Here is a 24,179-nt window from a genome sequence, read left to right on the forward strand (position 1 = left end):
TTAGGGATGGGACTGCGCGGCCACAGTTACCGTGTCTGCTTTGCCACAGTAAAAATCTTTGCGTTTGGCGATGGTAATCATCTGGTCGAGCAATTTGCTCCACATTTCATCATACCGCTTGGTGCCCCGCGGGAAAACCATATGTTCGTCGAAAATAGCGGAGATCATATCATTGGCCATAGCTGCCTGTTCCTGGTTGTAAAAAGTATGGATCCAGTATGGCGGCACATCTTTTATATTTTTAGAAGCCATACCGTTGGCGCCGAACAGGATGGGCGACGGCGAAAAGGGATAACCGCTTTTTTCGGATTCGGCCTTAAGTTGCCCGTTGAATAAGGCATACATATGCCTCAGGTAATTAATCAGCCGGAAATTAACCTCCCGGCAACTTTCTTCGTGGTCGGGGCCAATGCGCCAGCGATTCAGGTTAAAGCTATAGGGATCTTCGCCGGGGAACTGTACCACGGCCTTCCTCAGGACCGTAAACTCGGTTACATTCCCTACGATATGATCATAGATGGCCGGGTCGGAAACGGGGTATTCCCGCGCCTGTTCGAGCAGCGACAATGTTACCTTTTTCTGTTCGCTGCCACCCTCATTTACCCGTATCCAGAAAGCATCGCCGTAATATTTATGTTTACGGTACGACGTAAACCGGAAAACAGCAGGATCCTGTGCATCCTGCCTGAAGGTACCGTAATCAAAATAATCGGGAATGTAAATCGTATACTTACCCTCGCGGAGATTCAAAAAACAATCGACATAATTTTCGTCGACCTCTTTACCGAAGCTCGAAAACTCCCAAAGCCCCGTCAGTGGCTCTGTCCGCCGGTTGCAGGACGTCCACGCCGAAAGCGCAATAAGTGCGAATAATAAAAGCCGGGAATGTCGCATACCTGTTTTTCTTTACAACAGGCGCAAATGTAAATATTATCACAAAACAATCCGGAGAAAATCGAAAGAGATTACGGCCTGGAGTAGACATACGATGCCATAAAAGCGCATCCCTATTGTGGCTCCCGGGCCTGGCTTAACCTAAGCTTCGCGCAGTTCTTTACCGGTAAGGTCGAGAAATACGTCTTCGAGATTGGCCTCTTTCACCTTTTTCTTACGCTGGAAGCCGGAGGCGATCAGGTTATCGATCAGGTTATCGGGGGTATTTAAAGAGATGATCTTACCGCTGTCGACAATGGCTACACGGTCGCAAAGCTCTTCGGCCTCGTCCATATAATGCGTCGTAATCACTACGGTAGTGCCTTCCTGGCGCAACTGGCGGATCAGGTCCCAGAGGTTGCGCCGGGCCTGCGGATCCAGCCCGGTAGTAGGCTCGTCGAGGAAGATGATTTTGGGCTTATTGATAATAGTAGTGGCGATCGAAAACCGTTGTTTCTGCCCGCCGGAGAGTTGTTTGAATTTATTTTTTGCCTTCTCTTCCAGGTTCACGCTGCGCAACAGTTCCAGCGGATCGGTCTGCACATTGTACAAGCCGGCAAAAAGCTCGATCAGCTCTTTAAGGTTCAGGTTAGGATAAAAACCGGAAGCCTGCAATTGTACCCCGATCACTTTCTTGATCTCGTTGGGCTGCTGGTCCAGGTCCTTTCCATCTACGATAACGGAGCCCGAAGTCTTGGGCCTTAAGGTTTCTATGATTTCCAGTGTTGTAGTCTTACCGGCGCCATTAGGTCCGAGCAGACCAAATATCTCTCCCTGTTCCACATCGAAACTTAAACCATTTACAGCAGTAAAGTCTCCATATTTTTTTACCAGGTCGCGGACGGAAATGATAGGCATAGCAAAATTTTAAACGCAGGTTACATGTTTATATAGTTCATCAGCAACTGGTAGCGCTCCAGCATGGCTTCGCGGGCGGGCAGGTCGCCGAATACCTCTTTGACTACGTATTCGTACCGTTCGAACGAGGCCACCAGGGACTGCATTTCCTGGGTATTGGTCTTCAGGACCACTTCCATGGTATCCTGGTCGGGCACGGAGCGCAGCTGGGTATTGAGGATGATGACATCGTTATTTTCGCAGATACGCGCAATTTCTGAAAGACTGTAATTGGCCATTTTTACCTCCAGGGCAATAATGCCGCCGGTTTGTTCGATGCCGGTCTCTTTGCAGAGGAAATCCAGCAGATCACTGCGGGTAAGTGCGCCCAGGTATTTATTGTTTTCGTCGATCACCGGCACCACGCTTATTTTCTGCTGTATCGCTCTTTTGGCGGCTTCGTAGGGGTGGTTGTCGGCATATACCACGGGGCTGAAGGTCAGGAAGCCGGCTTTGGAAAGCGGCTGTTCGGGTGTATCCCAGTTCAGCAGGTCCTCTTCTCCTACCAGTGCTTTGTATTCGTCGGCGTCGGTTAATGGCAGGTGTGATACGTGCCATTCCTGCATCAGGTTCATGGCATCTTCCCCGGTATCGGACAGGTGTAGTACAGGCAGGTCGGGAGATATCAATTGATGAACGAACATGTCTTGTAGTTTTTTAGGAAGGCGATCCGGTTGCTATCGCGGGTCATCTTATTCACATATACGGATACAGTAAGGCCATAGTTTGGCGGATACCGTACCGTCTTTACCTTATAACAACAAAACGCCGCAAATGGTATGCCACACCGTTGTATAATTGTAAAGAAGAATGTTAATCTGCTTCGGTACGTTTATCAGGCCTTATGCCTGTCGAGGAAGCCTGCCAATATGGTACAGAAGGTTTCGGGTACCTCCATCATGGGCGCATGGCCGCACTTGTCGACCCAGAACAGTTCTGAGTTGGGCAGTAATTGTTTGAATTCTTCTGCCACCATGGGCGGTGTGATCGTGTCATTTTTACCCCAGATCAGGCAGGTGGGCACCTTAATTTCCCTGAGCTCATCGCTGAGATTATTGCGGATGGCCGATTTGGCCAGTGCAATGATCTTAATGGCTTTCAGGCGGTTATTAACGATGGCATATACTTCGTCCACCAGTTCCTTAGTCGCTACTGCCGGATCGTAAAAGGTAAGTTCTGTTTTCTTGCGGATAAATTCGTAGTCGCCCCGTTTAGGGTAGGTTTCACCCATACCATTTTCGAAAAGGCCCGAACTGCCGGTCAGGATCAGGGTTTTCACCTTTTCCTGGTTGTGCAGGGTATAAATAAGCCCTACATGTCCACCCAGGGAGTTACCCATAAGGTGTACTTTATCAAATTCACGCGTTTCTATAAACTTCTGTACATATTTGGCAAGGGCCCCTACTCCGGTGTCCAATCCCAGGTCAAACAGGGGTAACATCGGGATAATTACCCTGTAATTGGCTTTAAAATGATTGAACAAATCTTTAAAATTACTTAACGCTCCAAAAAGGCCATGCAACAATATTAGCGGCTCCCCTTCGCCTTCTTCAACATATCTGAATTTGCCAAGAGTTTTGATTTCCATTTCCATAAACTAAGATTAGTAGGCTGCAAAATACTGATATTCTATTATCACACCATTATTTTTTTTCAAAGTTACAACTCCATACTTACGTTTATCCATTCGTTGTCGAAATGTGTCTTGTATTTCCTGTAAAATCGTATGGCCGGCTCATTCCAGTCGAGTACCTGCCACATCATACCGCTGAATCCTTTGGCTTTTGCGGTGTCGATCAGCCGGTCCATAAGCTGTGCGCCGACCTTGCGGCCGCGCCATGCTTCGGTCACGATAATATCTTCGAGATAGAGCCTTTGTCCCTTCCAGGTGGAGTAGCGGATATAATACAGCGCAAAACCGATTACCTGTTCCTCGCCCTCCTCGTTAACTACAGAAGCTACCAGGGCCCACCATACCGGGTTGGCGCCGAAACCGCTTTCCATAAAATGCTCGTCAGATACCGTTACCGACTCCGGGGATTTTTCGTAAAGCGCCAATTCCCGTACCAATGCCATCATCGCTTTTCCGTCCTCCGGGCGTGCTTCCCGGATTGTTATTTGCTGAGTGTTCTGCATGCCGCAAAACTACCGGTTTTAGCCTTTAATTTGTTAATTTTAAAGGAATAAATACCTATTTAATTTGGATCATAATTATAGAATGTTCTATTTTTACCCCCATTGTTTTTATACCTAAAAAATCATCACCTTGTCTGCCAACAATTACCGGAATTTTACGGATGAAGACCTGGTACACCGGATCGCAACCAAGCAGGACCAGGAGGCTTTCAGCACCCTGTACCAGCGCTATGTGCACCTGGGCCTGGGTGTAGGCATTAAGTACCTGGGCAGCGCTGCCCCGGCCGAAGATGCCGTACAGGCGGTTTTCATCAAGCTGTGGACGGATGCCCAACAATACCAGATCCGGAAATTCAAGCCCTGGTTTTACCAGGTGGTCAAGAACCACTGCCTGATGGAACTGCGCAAAAAAGATCCCAGCAATAAAATAGTTGCCGAATGGGATATGGAACTTATGGAATTTGAGGAAACGCTGCATCATAAATTAAATGAAGAACAGTTGCTGAACCACCTCACGAATTGCCTGAAAAGCCTGAACGAAGAGCAGCGCAACTGTGTAACTCATTTTTACCTCAACCAGAAAAGCTACCTCGAAACGGCAGGCCTGACCGGGTTTTCCGACAAACAGGTAAAAAGCCATATTCAGAATGGCAGGAGGAACCTTAAAATCTGTCTGCGCCAGAAAACGGCATAAATAAAGGGTATGAACAGCGAAGAAAGGATATTACAAATATTGGACCAGAGCGCCTGTCTCAGCAAGGGACAGTTGATCGGCTACCTGAAGAAAACCTTGTACCCCGAGGAGCTCAGGGCAGTAGAGCTGCACCTGGCCGGCTGCCCGCTCTGCAACGACGCCCTCGAAGGATACGAAAAGCTCGCAGACGCAGAAAGCGTGCTGGGCGCTATTAAGATGCCCGTACTGCCCGCCGTGGCGCCCAAAGAGAAAGAAAAACCTAAGGAGAAAAAAGAACCGGTAGTAGTAGCCAAACCGGTGAAACCCGAGCCCGTAGCGGCTCCTGCCTCACCGGCACAACCCGCCGGCGATAGTACAACCGCCTTTATACCTCAACGCAGCACGGCCCGTATGCTGCGCCCGCTGGGTATTGCAGCCGCCCTGCTTATCGGGTTTGGCGCCCTGTGGTACTTCGGGCTGCGCAATAATGGCGCCAACCAGGAGGCCTCGAACAACACGCTGGCACAAACAACTACCTACAGCAATACCGGCGACAACCGCAAACTGGCCGCCAACAATCCTCCTGCCGCGCAAGAAGCTGCACCCGCGCCGGCAGCAGTACCGGCCAAAGTGCACAAGGATAGCTTGCTGGCAGCGCATACAGCCAAACGGGCAGACACTACCATAAGAGCAGCCAGGTTACAGCAAGCTCCTGCTGCAATGGCCATGCAGGCCGAAACAGCCGCAGCACCGGATATTGCAGCTGCAGACCGGGTAAGCGAGGAGAAGACTAAAGAAGAGGCCACGGAAAAACGGCTGCGCAAGACGGAGGATAATATGGCTGCAGCCAAGGCAGCCGCCAAAAGCGCCGATATAAAAGAAGAACGTAAAAAGGAAGCCGACAAACCCCAGTCTGATTTCGAAAAAGGCCTGGAACTGTATAAGCAAAAGCAATATGCCAGCGCCCTGCTCTACTTCCGTTCTGCCGAGTCGGACGATTCGGACCCGAGACATTGGGACGCGGTTTACTATTCGGCGCTTTGTAATAAAAGCCTGAACAAGAAACGCAGGGCCATTAAGCAATTCCAACGGGTGATCGACGCCGGCGCTTCCCAGAAAAACGCCGCGCAAAAGCAACTGAATGAGCTTAAAGGGAAGGATAATTAGGGGGAGATGTGAGAGGTAATTTTAAATTTTGAGTTTTGAATTTTGAACTATTGAAGTGTCCGCTTTCATCACGAGCACAGTGAAGGAGTTCCTTTTAGTATCAAGTATCAAGAGGACGATTGTCATCCTGAGCATCGCGAAGGATCTCATCCACTAGCTGGCTCCACCAGCGTGTAAAGCATCAACTACCAAGAGGAATGTTGTCATCCTGAGCGCAGCGAAGGATCTCATCCCTTAGCCGGCTTTACCAGCGTGTAAAGCATCAACTACCAGGAGGTCCGCTGTCATCCTGAGCATCGCGAAGGATCTTACCGAAGGGAGGCTGTACCTCGATAAGCTGCCGTATCTGAACCTATAAAAAAGCCGATCATCACTATTGGGGATGGCCGGCTTTTTTTAGTATTAAGCGTTTAGCAACGCAGCCGCGAATATGCGGCATGCGCTAACGCCGATAAGATGCTTCGCGCGGCTCAGCATGACAAAAGGCTAACCCCGGATGCAAAAGCAGCAAACGTTGGCCCAGGCATACTAACGCACTTAACTTTAAAAGGAAGTCGCTGTCATCCTGAGCGCAGCAGGGTAATTTTAAATTTTGAGTTTTGAATTTTGAACTATTGAAGTGTCCGCTTTCATCCCGAGCACAGTGAAGGAGTTCCTTATAGTATCAAGTATCAAGAGGACGATTGTCATCCTGAGCATCGCGAAGGAGCTCATCGATTAGCTGGCTTCACCAGCGTGTAAAGCATCAACTACCAAGAGGAATGTTGTCATCCTGAGCATCTCGAAGGAGCTCATTGATTAGCTGGCTTTCCTGGCGTGTCCCCCACCAGGAAATCAGGATCCGCTTTTATTTTACCCTTGTGGGCATAGCCGGTCCACTTGCCGGCTACGGGATAAATCCAGGTAGCTTTATTGCCGGGCAACAGGATGCGCAGGGGCATATCGAAACCGGGTATACAATTGCTCCACTGGAAAGCCGTACCGGTTGCCGTTGTTTGCCGCAATAACACAGGCAGTTCTTTATGCCGCAGGTATTGCTCAAACAGCTTCGAAAAATCCTTACCCGAATACTGGTTGATAAAGGTCTCTATATCGTTGCTGGTAACCAGTTGGTGGTAAAACTTAGCACTTATGGCCTTAAGCATCGCGAAGAAACGGGTATCATCATCCATGATCATGCGGATCATGTGGATGACAAAAGCGCCTTTATCGTAATGATCGCCGCTGCCCTCATCGCAGGCATTGTATTGCCCCTGCACCGGTTTATCGTTGCGGATAATACGCTTCTTGCCCTGCTGGTAACGGAAGGATGCCTGTTTGCCCTCCAGGCATTCTGCAAAAATGGTTTCCGAATAACTGGTAAACCCTTCCTGTATCCAGGTATCGGCCGGATCGTAAGCGGTAATGCTGTTGCCAAACCATTCGTGTCCCGATTCGTGGATAATGATAAAATCGAAGGTAAGCCCTACACCTGTCTTGCTACGGTCGCGGCCCAGGTAGCCCATTTTATATTCATTGCCGTAGGCCACCGCGCTCTGGTGCTCCATACCCAGGTAAGGTGCATCGACCAGTTTATAGCCGTCTTCATAAAAGGGATAAGGTCCCATCTTCTCTTCGAAACAGGCCATCATAGGTTTTACCACGGCAAACTGTTTGCGGGCCTTCTGTTCATTTTCCCGCAGCACATAATAATCGAGGCTCAGCGGGCCTTTGGCGCCGGCAAACGTATCGGACCAATGTGTATAGTCGCCGATATAAAACGTTATATCATAATTGTTGATCGGGTTCTGCACTGACCAGGTATAGGTTGTCGTATTGCCCGTAGTAACTTTGCCCCTAAGCCGGCCGTTACCGATCGCCGTCAACCCGGAAGGCACCGTGTATTTTAAAGTTACACGTTCGGGTTCGTCGCCGTTAAAGTTCTTACAGGGAAACCACATATAGGCCCCCGATCCCTGGCAGGCCATAGCCATCCAGAGTTGACCTTTACCATCTGTAGTCCTTACCAGGCCGCCATCCCAGGGCGCGCGTTGTGCCATAACCGGTGCTCCGTGATAATATATAGTACAGCGAAAGCTGTCGCCGGGCGCCATGCCGGCAAAGCCCTCCGAAAGATAATAAGTACTCCCCTGACCTCTTACCTGTAACCGCTTGCCGGCCATCAGCACGCTATCGATCTGCAGCGCTTCCTGCAGGTCGAGCTGGAGACTGTCGGCTGCGGGCGCCACTACCTTAGCCAACAGCGTATTGCTGCCGCTGATACTGTTGGTTGCCGTATCGAAGACGATATCGAGTTCGTAAGCCTGTACGTCCCACCAGGCACGAGCCGGCGTATTGCTGCACATTACACTGTTTGGTTGTGCCACAGTGGTAAAGCCGGCAAGCAATACACATATTATTACCAGGCAGTATCTATATAAAACAGGAACCATAACAGGAAATATTACTTATTGAAAGTATTCATTGTACGCTCGAGCCCTATCGTAGCAAAGCTTTCAATGATCTCTATCGATTTCAGCACCTTATCTTTTACATACGGCATTTCGTCGGCCTGCCACCTGCCCAGTACAAATTCGACCTGGCGGCCTTTGGGGAAATCGTTGCCAACGCCAAAGCGCAACCGCGGGTAAGCCGTACTGTTGAGCACCGCCTGGATATCGCGCAGGCCGTTGTGCCCGGCATGTGTGCCCGAAGCCCGCACGCGAATACTTTCGATCGGCAAGGCCAGGTCGTCTACGATTACCAGCATATTCTCTACCGGTATCTTTTCCTTATCCAGCCAGTATTTTACGGCTTTGCCGCTCAGATTCATATAAGTGGTCGGTTTGATCACTACGAATGTTTTGCCTTTCCATTTACACTCTGCAACCGCCGCCAGCCGGTCTACCCGGAAGCTGCCACCATGCTTGATCACAAAAGCATCTGCCACATCAAATCCGATATTATGCCGGGTGCTGTCGTATTCGGCACCGATATTGCCCAGTCCTACAATTAAGTATTTCATGCCTTTTATTTAAAAAGAAGGCAAAGGTAAAACCTTTCCGATTTGCCGCCCCCTTTTGGAAAGGTATTTTTAAATGCTTATTTTGCCGCCCCGTATCTTCAGGTACAGGAATTTAAACATCCCAACGATCCTTCTATTAAATACGAGACAGGGCAACCGGAACATTACAGATACAATTAAGAACTGATGGCGCAACAAGTACAATCCGCAATCCCGGCGCGGTCCGGGGGCAATCATCCCAAAGGACTTCCCTACCTCTTCCTCACTGAAATGTGGGAACGCTTCGGCTATTACCTGATGCTGGGCATTTTCGTATTGTATATGAAAGAGACGCAGGGAGAAGGCGGTATGGGCTTCCCGGCTGTTACAGCTTATGATATCTTCGGTACGTTTATCGCCTTCACCTACCTGACGCCTTTCCTGGGTGGCTTCCTGGCCGACCGCAAACTGGGTTATATCAATTCGGTGTACCTGGGCGGCGCGCTTATGGGACTGGGCTATATGGGCCTTGCCCTGCCGGGCCTGGGCTTTTTCTATGCTTCCATCGCCCTGATCATTATCGGCAACGGTTTCTTTAAACCCAGTATCTCTACCCTGCTTGGCAATCTTTACAGTGAAGAGCAGTATAAGGACAAAAAAGATGCGGGTTATAATATCTTTTATATGGGTATCAATATCGGCGCCTTTGTCTGTAATATCATCGGCGCCTTTATGCGTAATAAATTCGACTGGAGTGCGGCCTTCCTCAGTGCAGGCGTGGGTATGTTCCTCGGGCTTATCGTATTCACCATCGGCTTGAAACACTACCGTCATGCCAATGTGCTGAAACCTGCCGTAGCCGGCGATACCGGTATCGGGCAGGTATTGTCGCTGGTATTCCTGCCGGCCATTATCGCCGGGGTACTGGGCTGGATGATACCGGGCGATATCCTGGGCAGCGACAGCACCGATGCTTTTATCGCGGCTACCATACCGGTCATCATCTTTTTCGTATCCTTATATTACAGGGCCAATAAAGACGATAAACGGCCGATTGCCGCCCTGCTGGCTATTTTCGCAGTGAGTGTCATGTTTTGGGCGGTATTCAAACAAAACGGCACCGTACTGACCGACTGGGCCCAGAACTACACGGACCGGCAGGTAAGCGAAAGCATGGAACAGGCTGCAGGCAAATTGTACCTGGCCGAAGAGGTATCTTCCAAAGAGAGTATGGTAACGCAATACGACAACCAGTTCCGGACGCTGAAAGACGATAACGGTAAAGAGGTGAAAGCCATGGGACGCAGTGTATATTTCCGCAATATAGACCCGGCCAGGATCCCGGCCGACGGCAAACCGGTATACCTGGTCAATACAGAACTGTTCCAATCCGTAAACCCGGGCTGGGTGGTTATGCTTACCCCGCTGGTGGTCGCCTTCTTCGCCTTCCTGCGCCGCAAAAAGAAAGAACCCAGTACCCCGGCCAAGATTGCCTGGGGCATGCTGATCTCGGCCCTGTCGACCCTGGTGATGGTGGCGGCCGTATATGCAGGGCATAACGGCGAATTTAAAGTGTCTGCTTTATGGCTGGTCGGTTGTTACGGTGTGATTACCATAGGCGAACTGTTCCTGAGCCCGATGGGCCTCTCGCTGGTATCCAAGCTGAGCCCGCCACGCCTTACCGCCTTGATGATGGGCGGTTTCTTCCTCTCTACTTCCATTGGCAACAAACTTTCCGGTATCCTGGCCAAGACCTGGTATAATTACGAAGACAAGTCGCATTTCTTCCTGGTAAACTGCGGCCTGCTGCTCGTATCCGCCGCCATTGGCTTTGTGATGTTGAAATGGCTGAACAAGATCATGCAGGAAAAGGGCGTAAAATAAGGCCCTGCCTGCGTTCTGTCTGTCCCCGCATTTCCGGGGTGAAAAATGGGGGTAATTTTTAACAGGATATTACTCCTATTCGAAAAAATAACTACCTTACGCACGCTTTTATTTAAAATAACGAAAAAAACAATAATCTCGACGAATGGATAAAAACGCTACTACTGGTGATTTAGAGAACATTCCTGCTGAAATGAACCCGGCATCGAAAGGTCACCCCAAAGGACTATGGGTACTGTTCGGAACCGAAATGTGGGAAAGGTTCAACTTTTACGGTATGCGCGCCGTACTGACCCTTTTTATGGTAAATGCCCTGAGACTGGGAGAAGCCGACGCCTCTATCATCTACGGTGGGTTCCTGGCTTTGTGTTACCTGACCCCGCTGCTGGGCGGCTTTATCGCCGACCGCTTCCTGGGTAACCGTAACTGTATTATGCTGGGTGGCTCCCTGATGGCCATTGGTCAGTTCCTTTTATTTTACAGTGCCAATACCTTCGAGGGTAATTTAGAGTTATCCAAGATGTGGTTCTGGCTCGGGTTATTCGTCATTATCTTCGGTAATGGCTTCTTCAAACCCAATATCTCTTCGATGGTAGGCAGCCTTTATCCCGCCAGCGAAAAATCCAAACTCGATTCTGCATTTACCATATTCTATATGGGTATCAATATCGGCGCCTTGCTGAGCCAGTACATTTGCCCTATGATCGGCGACGTACAGGTAAACGGCGTACAGGATGTACACGCCTTCCGCTGGGCTTACCTGGCAGCCGGTTCGGCTATGGTATTGGGTACCCTGCTGTTCTTCTTCCTGAAAAATAAATATGTTGTTTATCCTAACGGCAAGCCCATCGGCGCCAAACCTTCTAAAATAAAAGTTGAAGGCGAGGAAGAAGAAGAAAAAGCAAAATTCAGTGGTGCCAGCCTTGGCTTTATCGTTGTCCTGGCCGTTGTATTGTTCTTCGTATTCCGTTACCTGCTGGTTGGCGAGGTTTTCTTCAGCAACTTCGCGATCGGCACCCTGGTAAAAGGTATTATCTACCCGATCATTTACGCGGCGGGTATCTCGCTGGCCACGCTGATCCTGCTGGACAAAGCGCTGACTAAAGTAGAGACCCAGCGTATCCTGGTTATATATATCGTATCCTTCTTTATTATCTTCTTCTGGGCAGCTTTCGAGCAGGCCGGTTCTTCCCTTACCTTTATTGCTTCTAACCAAACCGACAGGACTTTCCTGTTCGGCTGGCAGATGCCCGCCTCGATGGTACAGATCTTTAACGGTCTGTTCGTAGTTATCCTTGCGGTACCTTTCAGTAAAATGTGGGATAGGCTGCGCGCCAAAGGCAAAGAGCCGATATCGCCGATGAAACAAGCCATGGGCCTGTTGCTGATCGCGCTGAGCTATTTCATCATTGCCCACAACGTAAAAGACCTGGGCAACGCTGGCCTGCTGGGCGTAAAATGGCTGATCCTGCTGTATTTTATCCAGACCTGCGGTGAGCTTTGCCTGTCCCCGATCGGCTTGTCGCTGGTGGGAAAACTGGCCCCCAAGCGTTTTGCTTCCCTGTTATATGGTGTATTCTTTATCTCCAATGCAGCGGGTTATGCACTCGCCGGCACCCTGGGCTCTATCCTGCCCGCTACCGGCGATAAATTCCAGAAAGCACAATCGCTGGGTATCAACCTGCAGGATGTACTGGATAAAAAAGTAACCCCAACGGCCGAGCAACTGACCCTGCTGAAAGATAACCAGATCAGCGCGGTGTATACCCAGTTTGCCGGTTTCGAGATCCAGAACCTGTACCAGTTCTTTATGGTGTTTGTTGTGCTTTGCGGTATCGCAGCGGTAGTCCTGGCACTGATCACCCCAATCCTGAAACGCATGATGCATGGCATCAAATAAAAAATAGTACTTCCTAAAGCCTCCGGATCCGTTCCGGGGGCTTTGGAATTTATAAACGGATTCTATTTACGCCAACCCGTTTTCAGGACAGAACACGGGTAATGTTTTAAATTATTTTTGATGGAAATTGCGCAGGAAACGGTTAAGACACCGACTTTAGAAGATATTCAGAATTTTAGCGGTAAGTATCCCAAGCAGATCTGGTCGCTGTTTATGGTAGAGATGTGGGAGCGCTTCTGCTTTTATGGTATGCGCGGCATACTGACCATATTTATGGTGGGCCAGTTTGGTATGCTCGATGGAGAAGCCAACTCCAAATACGCTGCGATACAGGCCTTCGTTTATGCCTTTACTTTTATCGGCGGTATACTGGCCGATAAAATACTGGGCTTTAAAAAATCCCTGTTTTTCGGCGGCCTGATCATGATCCTGGGCAACGTGATCATCGCCATATCGCCCAAAGAGTTTTTCTACATCGGCATTACACTTTCCATTATTGGTACGGGCTTTTTCAAACCCAATATATCTTCGATGGTCGGCGATCTCTATAAAGACGACGACAGCAGGCGGGATGCGGGTTTTGGCCTCTTCTACGCCGGTATCAACTTCGGCGCCCTGCTGGGTGGCGCCCTGTGCGTGTACCTGGGTAAATATGTATCCTGGAGCTCCGCATTCCTGGCGGCAGCTATCGTAATGGTTATCGGCCTGATTACTTTCTGGTTTACCAAAAAGCACCTGGGCCCTATCGGCGATTCCCCGTTAAAAGATGCAACGCCATCGAGCAGGCGCATCAAAGAGTTTTCCGTATATGTGCTGTCGCTGATCACGATTCCGTTTATCCTGATCATGGTACAGGACACCAAGTATACCGACTACTTCATGTATACCATCGGGCCCCTTGCCTTTATTTATTTCCTCTACGAAACCCTGAAGCTTAAAGACCGCAAACTGCAGAAGAAGCTGTTCGCGGCTATGATATTCATTATTTTCTATATTATTTTCAACGCTTTCTTCGAACAGAGCGGCGGCTCATTAAGCCTCTTCGCAGAAAAGAACCTGACTCATACCCTCCTGTTCTTTAATATCGATCCGAATATTGTCAATAATTCCTCCAACTCCTTCTTCGTTATCATCTTTAGTTCTTTGGTGGGCCTGGCCTGGTTGTGGATGAGCAAGAAGAAAATAGAACCTAATACCGTAGTGAAATTCGGCATCGGCTTCCTGTTCCTGGCTGCCGCGTTCTTCCTGTTTTACTATACCCGCTTCTTTGCCGATGCCAATGGCATCACCTCGCTCAATATCTTTACCCTGGCCTACCTGGTGATCACCTTTGGTGAACTTTGCCTGGGCCCGATCGGGATGTCGATCATTACCAAATTATCGCCCAAACGCCTTACCGGTATGATGATGGGGCTCTGGTTCCTGGCCAGCGCCTACGGGCAGTATGCTGCCGGCATATTCGGTAAAGAAATGTCGATCGAAAGGAAGGATGCTACACTCCTGGAAAAACTGTTTGCTTATACCGAAGGGTATAAACAACTGGCTGTTTATGCACTCATCGCCGGTATCGTACTGATCGTGATATCGCCGCTGGTACGTAAACTGATGCAAGAGGTTAAATAGTAATTTTGAATTTTGAGTTTTGAATTTTGAGTTTTGTATCAGGTATCAAGAGGACGATTGTCATCCTGAGCACCGCGAAGGATCTCATCCGTTAGCTGGCTTTATCAGAGTGGCTGTATAAGCGGGTTGCTGTCATCCTGAGCCGCAGCGAAGGAGCTCACCGATTAGCTGGCTTTGTTAGCGTATAAAGCATTACGTATCGAAGGTTCGTTGTCATCCTGAGCACCGCGAGGGATTTCACCGGTTAGCCGGCTTTGTTAGCGTATAAAGCATTACGTATCGAAGGTTCGTTGTCATCCTGAGCGCAGCGAAGGAGCTCATCCGTTAGCTGGCTTTGCTAGCGTATAAAGCATTACGTATCGAAGGTTCGTTGTCATCCTGAGCGCAGCGAAGGATCTCATCCGTTAGCTGGCTTTGTTAGCGTGGAAGGACCTCTTCTATTAGCCGGCTTTACCCAATACTGCAATCCCCACAACAAAAAAAGCGTCCCTGGTATACACCAGGGACGCTTTTTATTTTCAGAAAGTACGATTAATAAGAAACCGCTTCCGCACCTTCCAATAAAACAGTTGTTTTATTGTTCAGCGTTTCTACGAAACCACCATTGATCTGGTAGGTTTCCGTATTGCTCTTATCCTTCAGTATCTTCATTTTTCCTACACCGAGCGCTGCAACCATCGGCGCGTGGTTCTGCAGGATCTCGAAAGAGCCTTCCACACCCGGTAACTGAACACCGTATACGTCGCCGCTGAAAACTTTATGCTCGGGAGTTAATATTTCTAGTTGCATTTCTTTAATGAATTTGATGAACGGATGATTTGATGTGCTGATACCGTGCCCGCAGGCGCCGCATCATAATAACAAATCAATGCATTAATTTTTAGCTTGCTCCATCAGTTTTTTACCTTTGGCAATCGCATCATCGATAGTACCAACAAGGTTAAAGGCTGCTTCAGGATACTCATCCACTTCACCGTCCATGATCATATTGAAACCACGGATCGTTTCTTCGATCGGAACCAGTACACCCTGCAGACCTGTAAACTGCTCTGCTACGTGGAACGGCTGGGAAAGGAAACGCTGTACACGACGGGCACGGGATACGGTCAGTTTATCTTCTTCGCTCAGCTCATCCATACCCAGGATCGCAATGATATCCTGTAATTCTTTATAACGCTGCAGGATCAGTTTTACCCTGTTGGCGCAATTGTAGTGTGCATCACCAACAATCACCGGGGTAAGGATACGGGAGGTAGAATCCAGCGGATCCACCGCAGGATAGATACCCAGATCCGCAATCTTACGGGAAAGTACGGTAGTGGCATCAAGGTGGGCAAAGGTAGTTGCCGGAGCCGGATCGGTCAAGTCATCCGCAGGTACGTAAACCGCCTGTACGGAAGTAATAGAACCTGATTTGGTAGAAGTGATACGCTCCTGCATCAGACCCATTTCGGTAGCCAGTGTAGGCTGGTAACCCACCGCTGAAGGCATACGGCCTAACAGTGCGGATACTTCGGAACCTGCCTGGGTGAAACGGAAGATGTTATCAACGAAGAACAGGATGTCTTTACCTTTACCTTTTCCATCACCATCACGGAAATACTCCGCCATAGTAAGACCGGAAAGGGCCACACGGGCACGGGCTCCGGGAGGTTCGTTCATCTGTCCGAATACGAAAGTTGCTTTAGAATCTTTCAGGCCCTGAAGATCTACAGTGTTCAGATCCCATCCGCCTTCTTCCATACTGTGCATGAATTTTTCGCCGTATTTAACGATACCGGCTTCGATCATCTCACGCATCAGGTCATTACCTTCACGTGTACGCTCGCCCACACCGGCAAATACAGAAAGACCACCGTGGCCTTTTGCGATATTGTTAATCAGCTCCTGGATCAGTACGGTTTTACCTACACCCGCACCACCAAACAGACCGATCTTACCACCTTTTGCATAAGGCTCGATCAGGTCGATTACCTTGATACCGGTGTATAATACTTCTGTAGCTGTACTCAGCTCATCGAATTTAGGAGGTTTAGCGTGGATCGGACGGGTAACAGTCCTGTCCGGTTGTGGTAAACCATCAATAGCATCACCGGTTACATTAAAAAGACGACCATTGATCTGGTCTCCGGTAGGCATTGCAATTGCTTTGCCGGTGTCAGTTACTGCAAGACCGCGCACCAGACCTTCTGTACCATCCATCGCTACGCAACGTACGCTATCTTCACCAAGGTGCTGCTGTACTTCGAGAATCAGTTTATCTCCGTTTTCACGGGTCAGTTCCAATGCGTTATAGATCTCAGGCAATTTGCTGTCTGAAGAGAAATGGACGTCCACTACCGGGCCGATGATCTGCTTGATTTTACCAACGTTAGGCATATCAAAAATTTGATTTTTTATGAATAGATTTTCAATTCGGCTGCAAAGGTACGTGATATTATTAAAAAAAGGAAATGATCTAAAAAGATGGTTAAACATTTTTTTTCCCTATAACAAAGCCGAAAAACGGCAATGTTACAGGCCGCAAGGCTTGCAAAGCAGATAGGCAGCGCAGAAAAACCTACTTTTTATAGACCGGCATGCTGTTCAGCAAAATACAGAAATCAGTAATCCAGTTGCCCGCTACATCCACATACAATATGTTGGGTTTGGTCTCCCTGTCGATAACCCCTTCGGCAACCCAGTCCAGCACTTTAGCCGGCAGGTACCGGTTGGCGCGCTGCGCCAGGCTGATAATGCTTTTGTTCTTTTTAATGGTATTGGCGATCAATAAGGTGGCATCCAGCAACAGGTTACCGTTTTCGGATTGGAATTGCCCGCAGCTCAGGGCAGCCTCCTGCCCGATCTGCGTCAGCTGCCAATCCAGCCGTACAATATCGTTCGGTGCAGTTTTGCCCTTCATCCCCTTAAAAAATCTTTGCTCTACGGCAAACAGGCTATCGGTAATATTGGTAGCGGCGTAAGCACGCCGGTAATTAAAAAAGAAGGATGAACGTTCGGTCATGGTATTGCGTACGACCCCGAGCAGTGGGAAGTCCTGCTCTTCGAAGGACAGCAACACCTTACCCGCAAGATCCTGCAGGGGCACGTCGGCCAGGCTGTGCGTTGCGCCGGGATGGTATACCTTATCCGGACCGAGCACCGCGACAATGGCTGCGGCCTGGTCGGCGATGCTCTTATGCCGATCGCAGAAGTGGCAGAAACTCAGGATAACAAACTCCTGCTGATGCCGGTCCAGGAACCGCTTTACCGCCGTAAGCACCGTATCCAACGGTTCGCCATAACCGCCCCCCACAGCATCTTCCATACAATCGGAAGGCGCATGCTTGGTATAGAGGGCATCCTCGAAGAGGTCGATACGCAGGTCGAACATACGGATACCGGCATCCAGCTGCGCACTTACCGACAGTAACTGGGTAAGGGTATTGCATTCATTAATGGTATACGTGCTTTTGCCGCCCACGGCCGTCAATACCGACATACCGGCATCGTGCGATCCGGGCAAGGCGATATCCCTGAGGGTATATTTTTCCCGGCCGGGCATTAACAGGTCTTCCATCCAGGAGGCCGAACGGTATACCCTGCCCTTGCTCCGGTACAACTGCCGATCCGCGCCCGCATAGACCAGCAGGAACTGCTGCTGCCCGGTAGCCGCCAGGCTTAAGGGCCGCCCCATCTCGAGGTGAGGCAGGGCTGTGGCTTGGTTTTCCCATAACAACCCATCGCCCGACAGGTAGTATTGCAGCTGGCGCTGCTCTTTACTACTCCATATATATAACAACCGGTCGGACCCGGCCGCCAATGCCGGTGTATAATTGCTTGCTACGGCAGCCTGCCCTTTGGTCTTGCTCCAGCTATCACGGCCTGCGTCGTAGTCCAGGCTGGTCAACTGGCCGGAACGGCCCCACCAGCAACGTACGGTTTTACCGGTATTGCACAAGACGGGATGGGTAAGGGAACGCGCGCCCCTGACAGCAGTTACCGAGGTTTGCGACAGAGTACCATCAGGCGCGGTACTGCAGACTACCAGGTTTAACCGGTCTTTGTAAGCGGCACGGGTACCCAGCAGTATTTTATCGCCGGCTACCACCGCCGACAGACCGGAAACGCAACGCAGGTCTTTTGCTTCGCCGGGCAGGCTATTAGCGACAGCCTGTTGCCAGTTTGCTCCGGGGCGCAATAAGGTATATTGTAAGGTACTGTCGGCCGCCAGCCAAAAGAGGTAAAGACCGGCATCTGCGGCAACCATTGCCGGTCCGGCAATGCTCTTGATATCTGCAAGGGGTACGGCTTCGAATACCGACTGCGTATCGACGGCCATAGCCATACGCAACAGACCCTGCGCCCCCGGCTCTTTCCAGGTTACATAACACCGGTCTTTATAACATACCATACCCACGCCCTGGTCGCTGCTTGCACCGTGTAACAAAGGCTCCGCCACACCAAAGGCCACCTGCTGCGCCCAGGCAGTCCCTGCGCAGAGACATACCAGGAGCAATAAAAAACATCTTTTTGTCATGTACGCGGTATAAACATTAATTTTGATCACAAACAAACCGAAGGCTTTTTCCACCCATCCATATACTTGCCTGTGATCAAATACTACACTACTTTTTTCCTGCTGTTATATACAATGTCGCGGGCCCTGGCCCAGGACGGCCAATACTGGCAAAACGGGTACCAGCCCGGTGGCATGCTCACGCCCGGGGCGGTAATTGCCAGTGACAATGATAGCGGTTTTTTTTATTATAACCCAGCCTTAATGGCCCTGCATCCCAAAACCTCCGTTTCGGCTTCTGCAAGCGTGTACCAGTACCGCAACCTGAAAATGAAAAGCGCCGTGGGTAAAGGGCTCGATCTGCGCGGCCGCTCGGTACGCATCGTGCCGCAACTGGTAACCGGCACGATATTGCTGAACCGTAAAAACGGGCTTACCATAGGTTACTCCCTGGTTACACAGCCGCAGATGAATTTCCACGCTACGCAACGCCAGGATAAACAGATGAATGTATTGGATGACCGCTACAGCCCAGGCGCAGAATTTTATATAGGCCAGTATTCGGTACTCAATAACGCCACCCGGACCACGGCCAGTATTGCTGCCGCAGTACGGCTTTCCGAGCACCTGTCGGCCGGGTTTATGGCCCAGGCCCACCTCCGCACCCAGGATTTCTCCGAAAGCTACAGTACCCGGGCACTGATCAACAGCGACACCGATTTTCTTACTCAACCGGTAACCGCCGTACAATACAACTACGAACTCAGCTACTGGCACCTGGGACTGCAATTCAAAGCCGGTCTGGCTTACGAAGCCGGGCGGCATCACTTTGGCCTGATGCTCAGTTCGCCGCTGCTCAGGATTAGGGGCAGGGCTATACTCAGCAGCGATCTGCTGATCTCCAACCTGGTGCAGCCCGACGGCGGTTATACCCTTAACGCACTGGCTAACGGCCGCCAGACAAAGCTGCCGGTAAGATACCGCATGCCGCTGAGCATTGGCCTGGGTTATGCATTCGACTACGGCCGTGGACAGTTTTTTATGGCAATGGAACATTTTCTCAAACTCAATACCTATAACATCATTACGCCGCGCAACGAATCGTTTATCCGTCCGGATACCGGCATTAATAACACCGCGACCCAGGAACTGCTGCAATTCAGCGAGGAGCGCAGCAGCGTAACCAATATTGCCTTAGGCTGGAGTTATATCCTTCAGAAAAGTATGACCCTGTTTGCCACTTTCTCTACCGACATGACCTTCGTGCCCGACAACCGGAGCGATCCGACTTACAGGGGCCAGGATCCCTACCTGCTCTCCTGGAATACCTATAACCTGCAACTGGGCGGCAACTTCCGGCGCCAGCGGCTGCATATGCGGGCAGGCATACTGCTTACCTATGGGCGTACAACCAATTACCTGCAACCGGTCAACTTTGATACGCCCAACGAAAGTAACTTCCTGCTGGGCCAACCCGTACGTACAGCCGCACGGTACTTCTCAGCCGGCCTTATGGTCTCTTATGTCCACAATTTTTAAAGCAGCTTATACAAATGCTTTATTATTTTTGCAGGCATGAACAGACAAACACTGATTGAACAGATACGCAAAAAGAAATCGTTCCTCTGCGTGGGACTGGATTCCGATATTTCCAAAATACCGACCCACCTGTTTGCTACCGAGGACCCGGTTTTTGAATTCAATAAAGCCATCATCGACGCCACCAAGGATCATACTGTGGCCTATAAAATCAATACCGCATTTTATGAAGCACAGGGATTGAAAGGCTGGATCAGCATGGGCAAAACCCTCGATTATATTCCTAAAGACATATTTACCATTGCCGATGCCAAACGCGGCGATATCGGTAACACGGCTGAACAGTACGCCAAAACATTTTTCGACACCTACCCTTACGACAGTGTAACGGTAGCACCTTATATGGGTAAGGACAGCGTAGCGCCTTTCCTGCAATTCCCCAATAAGTGGGCTATTGTACTGGGCCTTACCAGCAACGAAGGCAGTAAGGACTTCCAGCTGCAACCCAGCGGCGACGGGCTGTTGTATGAAAAAGTGATGCAAACGGTAGCCGGTTGGGGTACGGTAGACAACACGATGTTTGTAGTAGGCGCTACCCGTAAGGAACAACTGGAACGTGTACGCGAGTTGATACCCGACCACTTCCTGCTCATACCCGGCGTAGGCACTCAGGGCGGCGACCTGGCTACTGTGGCCAAAGCAGCCATGAACAAGGATGTAAGCATCCTGGTGAATGTAAGCCGTGCCATTATCTTTGCCGGCAGCGGTATGGACTATGCCGATCTTGCTGCAAAAGCAGCTTCCGAATACCGCGAACAGATGGAGCAGTTTTTGTAATGGGGTGTTGGGTATTGAGTATTGAGATGTTAGAAGTTAGATGTTAGGTGTCAGGTGTTAGAGGGTTAGTTGTCATCCTGAGCGCAGCGAAGGATCTCATCGGTTAGCTGGCCGTATTAAAGGGGCACACTCCAGAAGGCTTACTGTCATCCTGAGCGCAGCGAAGGATCTCATCGGTTAGCTAGCCGTATTAAAGGGGCACACCCCGGGAGATTTACTGTGGTCCTGAGCGCAGCGAAGCATGACAAGCTTCTTCTTGATACTTGATACATGATACTAAAAAGGAGATGCTTCGCAAGGCTCAGCAGGACAGTCTTCTTCTTGATACCTGATACTTGCTACCTGATACTCTTGAATGATCTGGTTGAAAAAACAACAATAAATAAGAAAGGGAACTCTGAATTCAGAGTTCCCTTTCTTCGCTATAGCAAATATCCCGGGGATTATTTTACTTCTTCGTAATCTGCGTCAGACACGTTGTTGTTATCACCACCGTTGTCTGCAGTAGCACCCTGGCCCTGTGCAGCGCCATCAGCGCCGGCACCTTCCTGGGATGCTTTGTAGATTTCTTCACTGGCAGCAGACCAGGCTGTGTTCAGCTCTTCCATATGCTTTTCGATACCGGCGAAGTCCTGGTTTTTGTGGGCTTCTTTCAGTTGGTTCAGGGCAGATTCGATCGGCGCTTTTTTCTCAGCAGGAATCTTATCACCATAGTCTTTCAGCTGTTTTTCGGTATTGAAGATCAGACCGTCGGCCAGGTTCAGTTTTTCTACCTGCTCGCGGATCTTTTTATCTTCTTCTTCGTTAGCCTTCGCATCGTTCTTCATTTTTTCGATCTCGTCTTTGCTCAGACCGCTACCGGCTTCGATACGGATATTCTGTTGTTTACCGGTACCTTTATCTTTTGCAGTTACGCTCAGGATACCATTGGCATCGATATCGAAGATAACTTCTACCTGCGGTACGCCACGCGGAGCCGGTGGAATGCCGTCGAGGATAAAGCGACCCAGTGATTTATTCTGGTTAGCCATAGGACGTTCGCCCTGCAGTACATTGATCTCAACGCTTGGCTGGTTTTCGCTGGCGGTAGAGAATACTTCGCTTTTCTTGGTTGGGATGGTTGTGTTGGACTCGATCAGTTTGGTCATTACACCACCGTAAGTTTCGATACCCAGGGAAAGCGGGGTAACGTCCAGCAGCAGTACATCCTTCACATCGCCGGTCAGTACGCCACCCTGGATTGCAGCGCCGATGGCTACTACTTCATCCGGGTTTACGCTCCTGTTGGGTTTTTTACCGAAGAATTTTTCTACTACTTCCTGGATTTTAGGAATACGGGTAGAACCACCTACGAGGATTACTTCGTCGATATCGGAAGTACCCAGGCCGGCATCTTTCAGTGCTTTACGGCAAGGCTCCAGTGTACGCTCTACCAGGCTGTCGGCCAGTTGCTCGAACTTAGCGCGGCTCAGTTTACGCACAAGGTGTTGTGGCACGCCGTCGATGGCAGTGATATAAGGCAGGTTGATCTCTGTTTCCTGGGAAGAAGACAGTTCGATCTTTGCTTTTTCAGCAGCTTCTTTCAGACGCTGCCAGGCCATTGGATCTTTGTGCAGGTCTACGGTCGGCATGTCTTTTTTGAACTCGTCAGACAACCAGTCCATAACTACTTTATCGAAGTCATCGCCACCCAGGTGGGTATCACCGTTGGTAGATTTTACTTCGAATACGCCGTCGCCCAGTTCCAGGATGGATACGTCGAAGGTACCACCACCAAGGTCGAATACAGCGATTTTGCTATCTTTATGCTGTTTGTCGAGGCCATAAGCCAGGGCTGCAGCAGTAGGTTCGTTGATAATACGGCGTACATTCAGACCCGCGATCTCACCGGCTTCTTTAGTAGCCTGGCGCTGCGCATCGTTAAAGTATGCCGGTACGGTGATTACCGCTTCTTTTACTTCCTGGCCCAGGAAGTCTTCAGCAGTTTTTTTCATTTTCTGCAATACCATGGCAGAGATCTCCTGCGGCGTATACATACGGCCGTCGATATCTACACGTGGTGTATTGTTATCACCTTTTACAATTTTATAGGCATTATGTGTCATCTCGCTGCCTACTTCGTCGAAACGACGACCCATGTAACGTTTGATGGACATAATGGTGTTGGAAGGATTGGTGATGGCCTGGCGTTTGGCCGGGTCACCTACCTTACGTTCTCCGTTTTTCAGAAAGGCCACGATTGATGGCGTGGTACGACGTCCTTCGTCGTTTGCAATTACTACCGGCTCGTTGCCCTCCATTACGGCTACGCAGGAGTTGGTAGTACCTAAGTCGATTCCTATTATTTTACTCATATTGCTTATTTGAAATAAAGTTTGGTTAGATAATTTGTCTTTTTTGCGTTTGTACTAATTGAGTAGGTCAACTAATATGCCATTTTTCGTTTGCGTGAAAGATTGTCAGTTTTTGTGACATTTTCTTTTCCAGGCCCGTTATGTCCTGCAAAAATGCTCGCACAGCTTTCCCGGAAAAGTAATTATTGCAGGTTCTGCCTTACCCAGCATGTATCCTGACATATACTTAATAGCAATTTGGCGCATTTACATCCGGGAGATTGCACTAACAGCATATTGCCGCTGTACCAAAATCCGCCTTTTTGAAACAGATCCGGTTTTAGCCGGTTATAAAATAATTGTTATAAAATAAAAGTAAGGCGCATACTACCCGGAAAGGCGTATTTTTAAGGAGCAATATTTAAAACCTCAACCTTTAAAAAAACAACAATGAGCAACGAGCAAACAAAGCCCGAAGAAGAAGGATTCTTCGATAAGGCTAAAAAAGCATTGCAGGACCTGAAAGAAGAAGCAGGCGAAGTATGGGATAAAATTGAGGACAAAGCAGAAGATATATGGGACGCTACCAAAGACAAAGCGGAAGAACTGAAAAATAAGGCCGGCGAAACCTGGACCAACCTTAAAGACAAGGTACAGGATAACGACGAAAGCAATAAAACAGCCTGATCGCCGTTTTAGCCTTACGCCAGCGAGAGCGTACAATCCCCGGGGTTGTACGCTCTTTTTGTACAAGGTTAAATCATAAAATGACAGAT

General features: G+C 49.5%; 19 protein-coding genes. 8 read left to right on the top strand and 11 right to left on the bottom strand.

All coding sequences use genetic code 11. The annotated features are described in order from the left end of the window. From B0I18_RS15690 to B0I18_RS15710, 5 genes are all read right to left on the bottom strand, one after another. Positions 1–894, bottom strand: coding sequence for a hypothetical protein (locus B0I18_RS15690; RefSeq protein ID WP_146146763.1), 894 nt, complete (start codon positions 892–894; stop codon positions 1–3). A 141-nt stretch (positions 895–1,035) separates the two neighbouring features. Beyond that, positions 1,036–1,791, bottom strand: coding sequence for an ABC transporter ATP-binding protein (locus tag B0I18_RS15695; protein ID WP_106523685.1), 756 nt, complete (start codon positions 1,789–1,791; stop codon positions 1,036–1,038). Between the two features lie 20 nt (positions 1,792–1,811). Then, positions 1,812–2,474: a CBS domain-containing protein gene (locus B0I18_RS15700; protein WP_106523686.1), complete on the bottom strand. Its 663-nt coding sequence runs from the start codon at positions 2,472–2,474 to the stop codon at positions 1,812–1,814. Positions 2,475–2,665: 191 nt separating this feature from the next. Beyond that, positions 2,666–3,424, bottom strand: a complete 759-nt coding sequence (locus B0I18_RS15705) for an alpha/beta fold hydrolase (RefSeq protein ID WP_106523687.1) — start codon at positions 3,422–3,424, stop codon at positions 2,666–2,668. A 65-nt stretch (positions 3,425–3,489) separates the two neighbouring features. Beyond that, a complete protein-coding gene (locus B0I18_RS15710) occupies positions 3,490–3,966 on the bottom strand; it encodes a GNAT family N-acetyltransferase (protein WP_106523688.1) in 477 nt (158 codons plus the stop codon). A gap of 130 nt (positions 3,967–4,096) precedes the next feature. Here B0I18_RS15710 and B0I18_RS15715 point away from each other — a divergent pair, with 130 nt between their 5' ends. Next, positions 4,097–4,660, top strand: coding sequence for an RNA polymerase sigma factor (locus B0I18_RS15715; RefSeq protein WP_181358487.1), 564 nt, complete (start codon positions 4,097–4,099; stop codon positions 4,658–4,660). Positions 4,661–4,669: 9 nt separating this feature from the next. After that, positions 4,670–5,806: a tetratricopeptide repeat protein gene (locus tag B0I18_RS15720; RefSeq protein ID WP_106523690.1), complete on the top strand. Its 1,137-nt coding sequence runs from the start codon at positions 4,670–4,672 to the stop codon at positions 5,804–5,806. A gap of 791 nt (positions 5,807–6,597) precedes the next feature. Here B0I18_RS15720 and B0I18_RS15725 read toward each other — a convergent pair. Further along, on the bottom strand, positions 6,598–8,172 hold the full coding sequence (locus B0I18_RS15725; RefSeq protein WP_181358488.1) for a M1 family metallopeptidase: 1,575 nt from the start codon (positions 8,170–8,172) through the stop codon (positions 6,598–6,600). A 77-nt stretch (positions 8,173–8,249) separates the two neighbouring features. Beyond that, positions 8,250–8,810: an aminoacyl-tRNA hydrolase gene (pth, locus tag B0I18_RS15730; RefSeq protein WP_106523692.1), complete on the bottom strand. Its 561-nt coding sequence runs from the start codon at positions 8,808–8,810 to the stop codon at positions 8,250–8,252. 186 nt (positions 8,811–8,996) lie between these two features. Between pth and B0I18_RS15735 the strand changes: the two genes are divergently transcribed. The 3 genes from B0I18_RS15735 (at position 8,997) to B0I18_RS15745 (ending at position 14,196) form a co-directional block, all read left to right on the top strand. Then, the gene (locus B0I18_RS15735) at positions 8,997–10,673 is read left to right on the top strand and encodes a peptide MFS transporter (protein WP_106523693.1); all 1,677 of its coding nucleotides are present in this window, start codon (positions 8,997–8,999) and stop codon (positions 10,671–10,673) included. A 145-nt stretch (positions 10,674–10,818) separates the two neighbouring features. After that, entirely contained in the window at positions 10,819–12,573 is a 1,755-nt protein-coding gene (locus B0I18_RS15740) for a peptide MFS transporter (protein WP_219905990.1), read from the top strand. Between the two features lie 120 nt (positions 12,574–12,693). Further along, positions 12,694–14,196 (top strand): peptide MFS transporter, encoded by a 1,503-nt coding sequence (locus B0I18_RS15745; protein ID WP_106523694.1) that lies wholly within the window; start codon positions 12,694–12,696, stop codon positions 14,194–14,196. 531 nt (positions 14,197–14,727) lie between these two features. Here B0I18_RS15745 and atpC read toward each other — a convergent pair. The 3 genes from atpC to B0I18_RS15760 form a co-directional block, all read right to left on the bottom strand. Beyond that, positions 14,728–14,985 carry an ATP synthase F1 subunit epsilon gene (gene atpC, locus B0I18_RS15750; RefSeq protein WP_106523695.1) on the bottom strand — a complete coding sequence of 86 codons (258 nt, stop codon included), beginning with the start codon at positions 14,983–14,985 and terminating at the stop codon, positions 14,728–14,730. 84 nt (positions 14,986–15,069) lie between these two features. After that, positions 15,070–16,575 (bottom strand): F0F1 ATP synthase subunit beta, encoded by a 1,506-nt coding sequence (gene atpD, locus B0I18_RS15755; RefSeq protein ID WP_106523696.1) that lies wholly within the window; start codon positions 16,573–16,575, stop codon positions 15,070–15,072. 181 nt (positions 16,576–16,756) lie between these two features. After that, positions 16,757–18,715, bottom strand: a complete 1,959-nt coding sequence (locus B0I18_RS15760) for a PI-PLC domain-containing protein (RefSeq protein WP_146146764.1) — start codon at positions 18,713–18,715, stop codon at positions 16,757–16,759. Positions 18,716–18,787: 72 nt separating this feature from the next. Here B0I18_RS15760 and B0I18_RS15765 point away from each other — a divergent pair, with 72 nt between their 5' ends. Together B0I18_RS15765 and pyrF are read left to right on the top strand one after the other, a co-directional pair. Further along, on the top strand, positions 18,788–20,233 hold the full coding sequence (locus B0I18_RS15765) for a hypothetical protein (protein WP_146146765.1): 1,446 nt from the start codon (positions 18,788–18,790) through the stop codon (positions 20,231–20,233). Between the two features lie 36 nt (positions 20,234–20,269). Further along, complete coding sequence (pyrF, locus tag B0I18_RS15770) at positions 20,270–21,070, top strand: orotidine-5'-phosphate decarboxylase (protein ID WP_106523699.1); 801 nt, start codon at positions 20,270–20,272, stop codon at positions 21,068–21,070. A 443-nt stretch (positions 21,071–21,513) separates the two neighbouring features. Here pyrF and dnaK read toward each other — a convergent pair whose 3' ends face one another. After that, the gene (gene dnaK / locus B0I18_RS15775; protein ID WP_106523700.1) at positions 21,514–23,424 is read right to left on the bottom strand and encodes a molecular chaperone DnaK; all 1,911 of its coding nucleotides are present in this window, start codon (positions 23,422–23,424) and stop codon (positions 21,514–21,516) included. Positions 23,425–23,853: 429 nt separating this feature from the next. Here dnaK and B0I18_RS15780 point away from each other — a divergent pair, with 429 nt between their 5' ends. After that, on the top strand, positions 23,854–24,090 hold the full coding sequence (locus B0I18_RS15780; protein ID WP_106523701.1) for a YtxH domain-containing protein: 237 nt from the start codon (positions 23,854–23,856) through the stop codon (positions 24,088–24,090). Positions 24,091–24,179 lie beyond the last annotated feature (89 nt).

Source organism: Taibaiella chishuiensis (assembly GCF_003014535.1).
Classification (GTDB): Bacteria; Bacteroidota; Bacteroidia; order Chitinophagales; family Chitinophagaceae; genus Taibaiella; species Taibaiella chishuiensis.

Bases quoted from the DNA above. Each gene is read 5' to 3' on its own strand.
- B0I18_RS15700 (WP_106523686.1), bottom strand. From the start codon at position 2,474: ATGTTCGTTCATCAATTGATATCTCCCGACCTGCCTGTACTACACCTG.
- B0I18_RS15705 (WP_106523687.1), bottom strand. From the start codon at position 3,424: ATGGAAATGGAAATCAAAACTCTTGGCAAATTCAGATATGTTGAAGAA.
- dnaK (WP_106523700.1), bottom strand. From the start codon at position 23,424: ATGAGTAAAATAATAGGAATCGACTTAGGTACTACCAACTCCTGCGTA.
- pyrF (WP_106523699.1), top strand. From the start codon at position 20,270: ATGAACAGACAAACACTGATTGAACAGATACGCAAAAAGAAATCGTTC.
- B0I18_RS15695 (WP_106523685.1), bottom strand. From the start codon at position 1,791: ATGCCTATCATTTCCGTCCGCGACCTGGTAAAAAAATATGGAGACTTT.
- B0I18_RS15690 (WP_146146763.1), bottom strand. From the start codon at position 894: ATGCGACATTCCCGGCTTTTATTATTCGCACTTATTGCGCTTTCGGCG.
- B0I18_RS15740 (WP_219905990.1), top strand. From the start codon at position 10,819: ATGGATAAAAACGCTACTACTGGTGATTTAGAGAACATTCCTGCTGAA.
- B0I18_RS15780 (WP_106523701.1), top strand. From the start codon at position 23,854: ATGAGCAACGAGCAAACAAAGCCCGAAGAAGAAGGATTCTTCGATAAG.
- B0I18_RS15745 (WP_106523694.1), top strand. From the start codon at position 12,694: ATGGAAATTGCGCAGGAAACGGTTAAGACACCGACTTTAGAAGATATT.
- atpD (WP_106523696.1), bottom strand. From the start codon at position 16,575: ATGCCTAACGTTGGTAAAATCAAGCAGATCATCGGCCCGGTAGTGGAC.
- B0I18_RS15760 (WP_146146764.1), bottom strand. From the start codon at position 18,715: ATGACAAAAAGATGTTTTTTATTGCTCCTGGTATGTCTCTGCGCAGGG.
- B0I18_RS15710 (WP_106523688.1), bottom strand. From the start codon at position 3,966: ATGCAGAACACTCAGCAAATAACAATCCGGGAAGCACGCCCGGAGGAC.
- atpC (WP_106523695.1), bottom strand. From the start codon at position 14,985: ATGCAACTAGAAATATTAACTCCCGAGCATAAAGTTTTCAGCGGCGAC.
- B0I18_RS15720 (WP_106523690.1), top strand. From the start codon at position 4,670: ATGAACAGCGAAGAAAGGATATTACAAATATTGGACCAGAGCGCCTGT.
- B0I18_RS15735 (WP_106523693.1), top strand. From the start codon at position 8,997: ATGGCGCAACAAGTACAATCCGCAATCCCGGCGCGGTCCGGGGGCAAT.
- pth (WP_106523692.1), bottom strand. From the start codon at position 8,810: ATGAAATACTTAATTGTAGGACTGGGCAATATCGGTGCCGAATACGAC.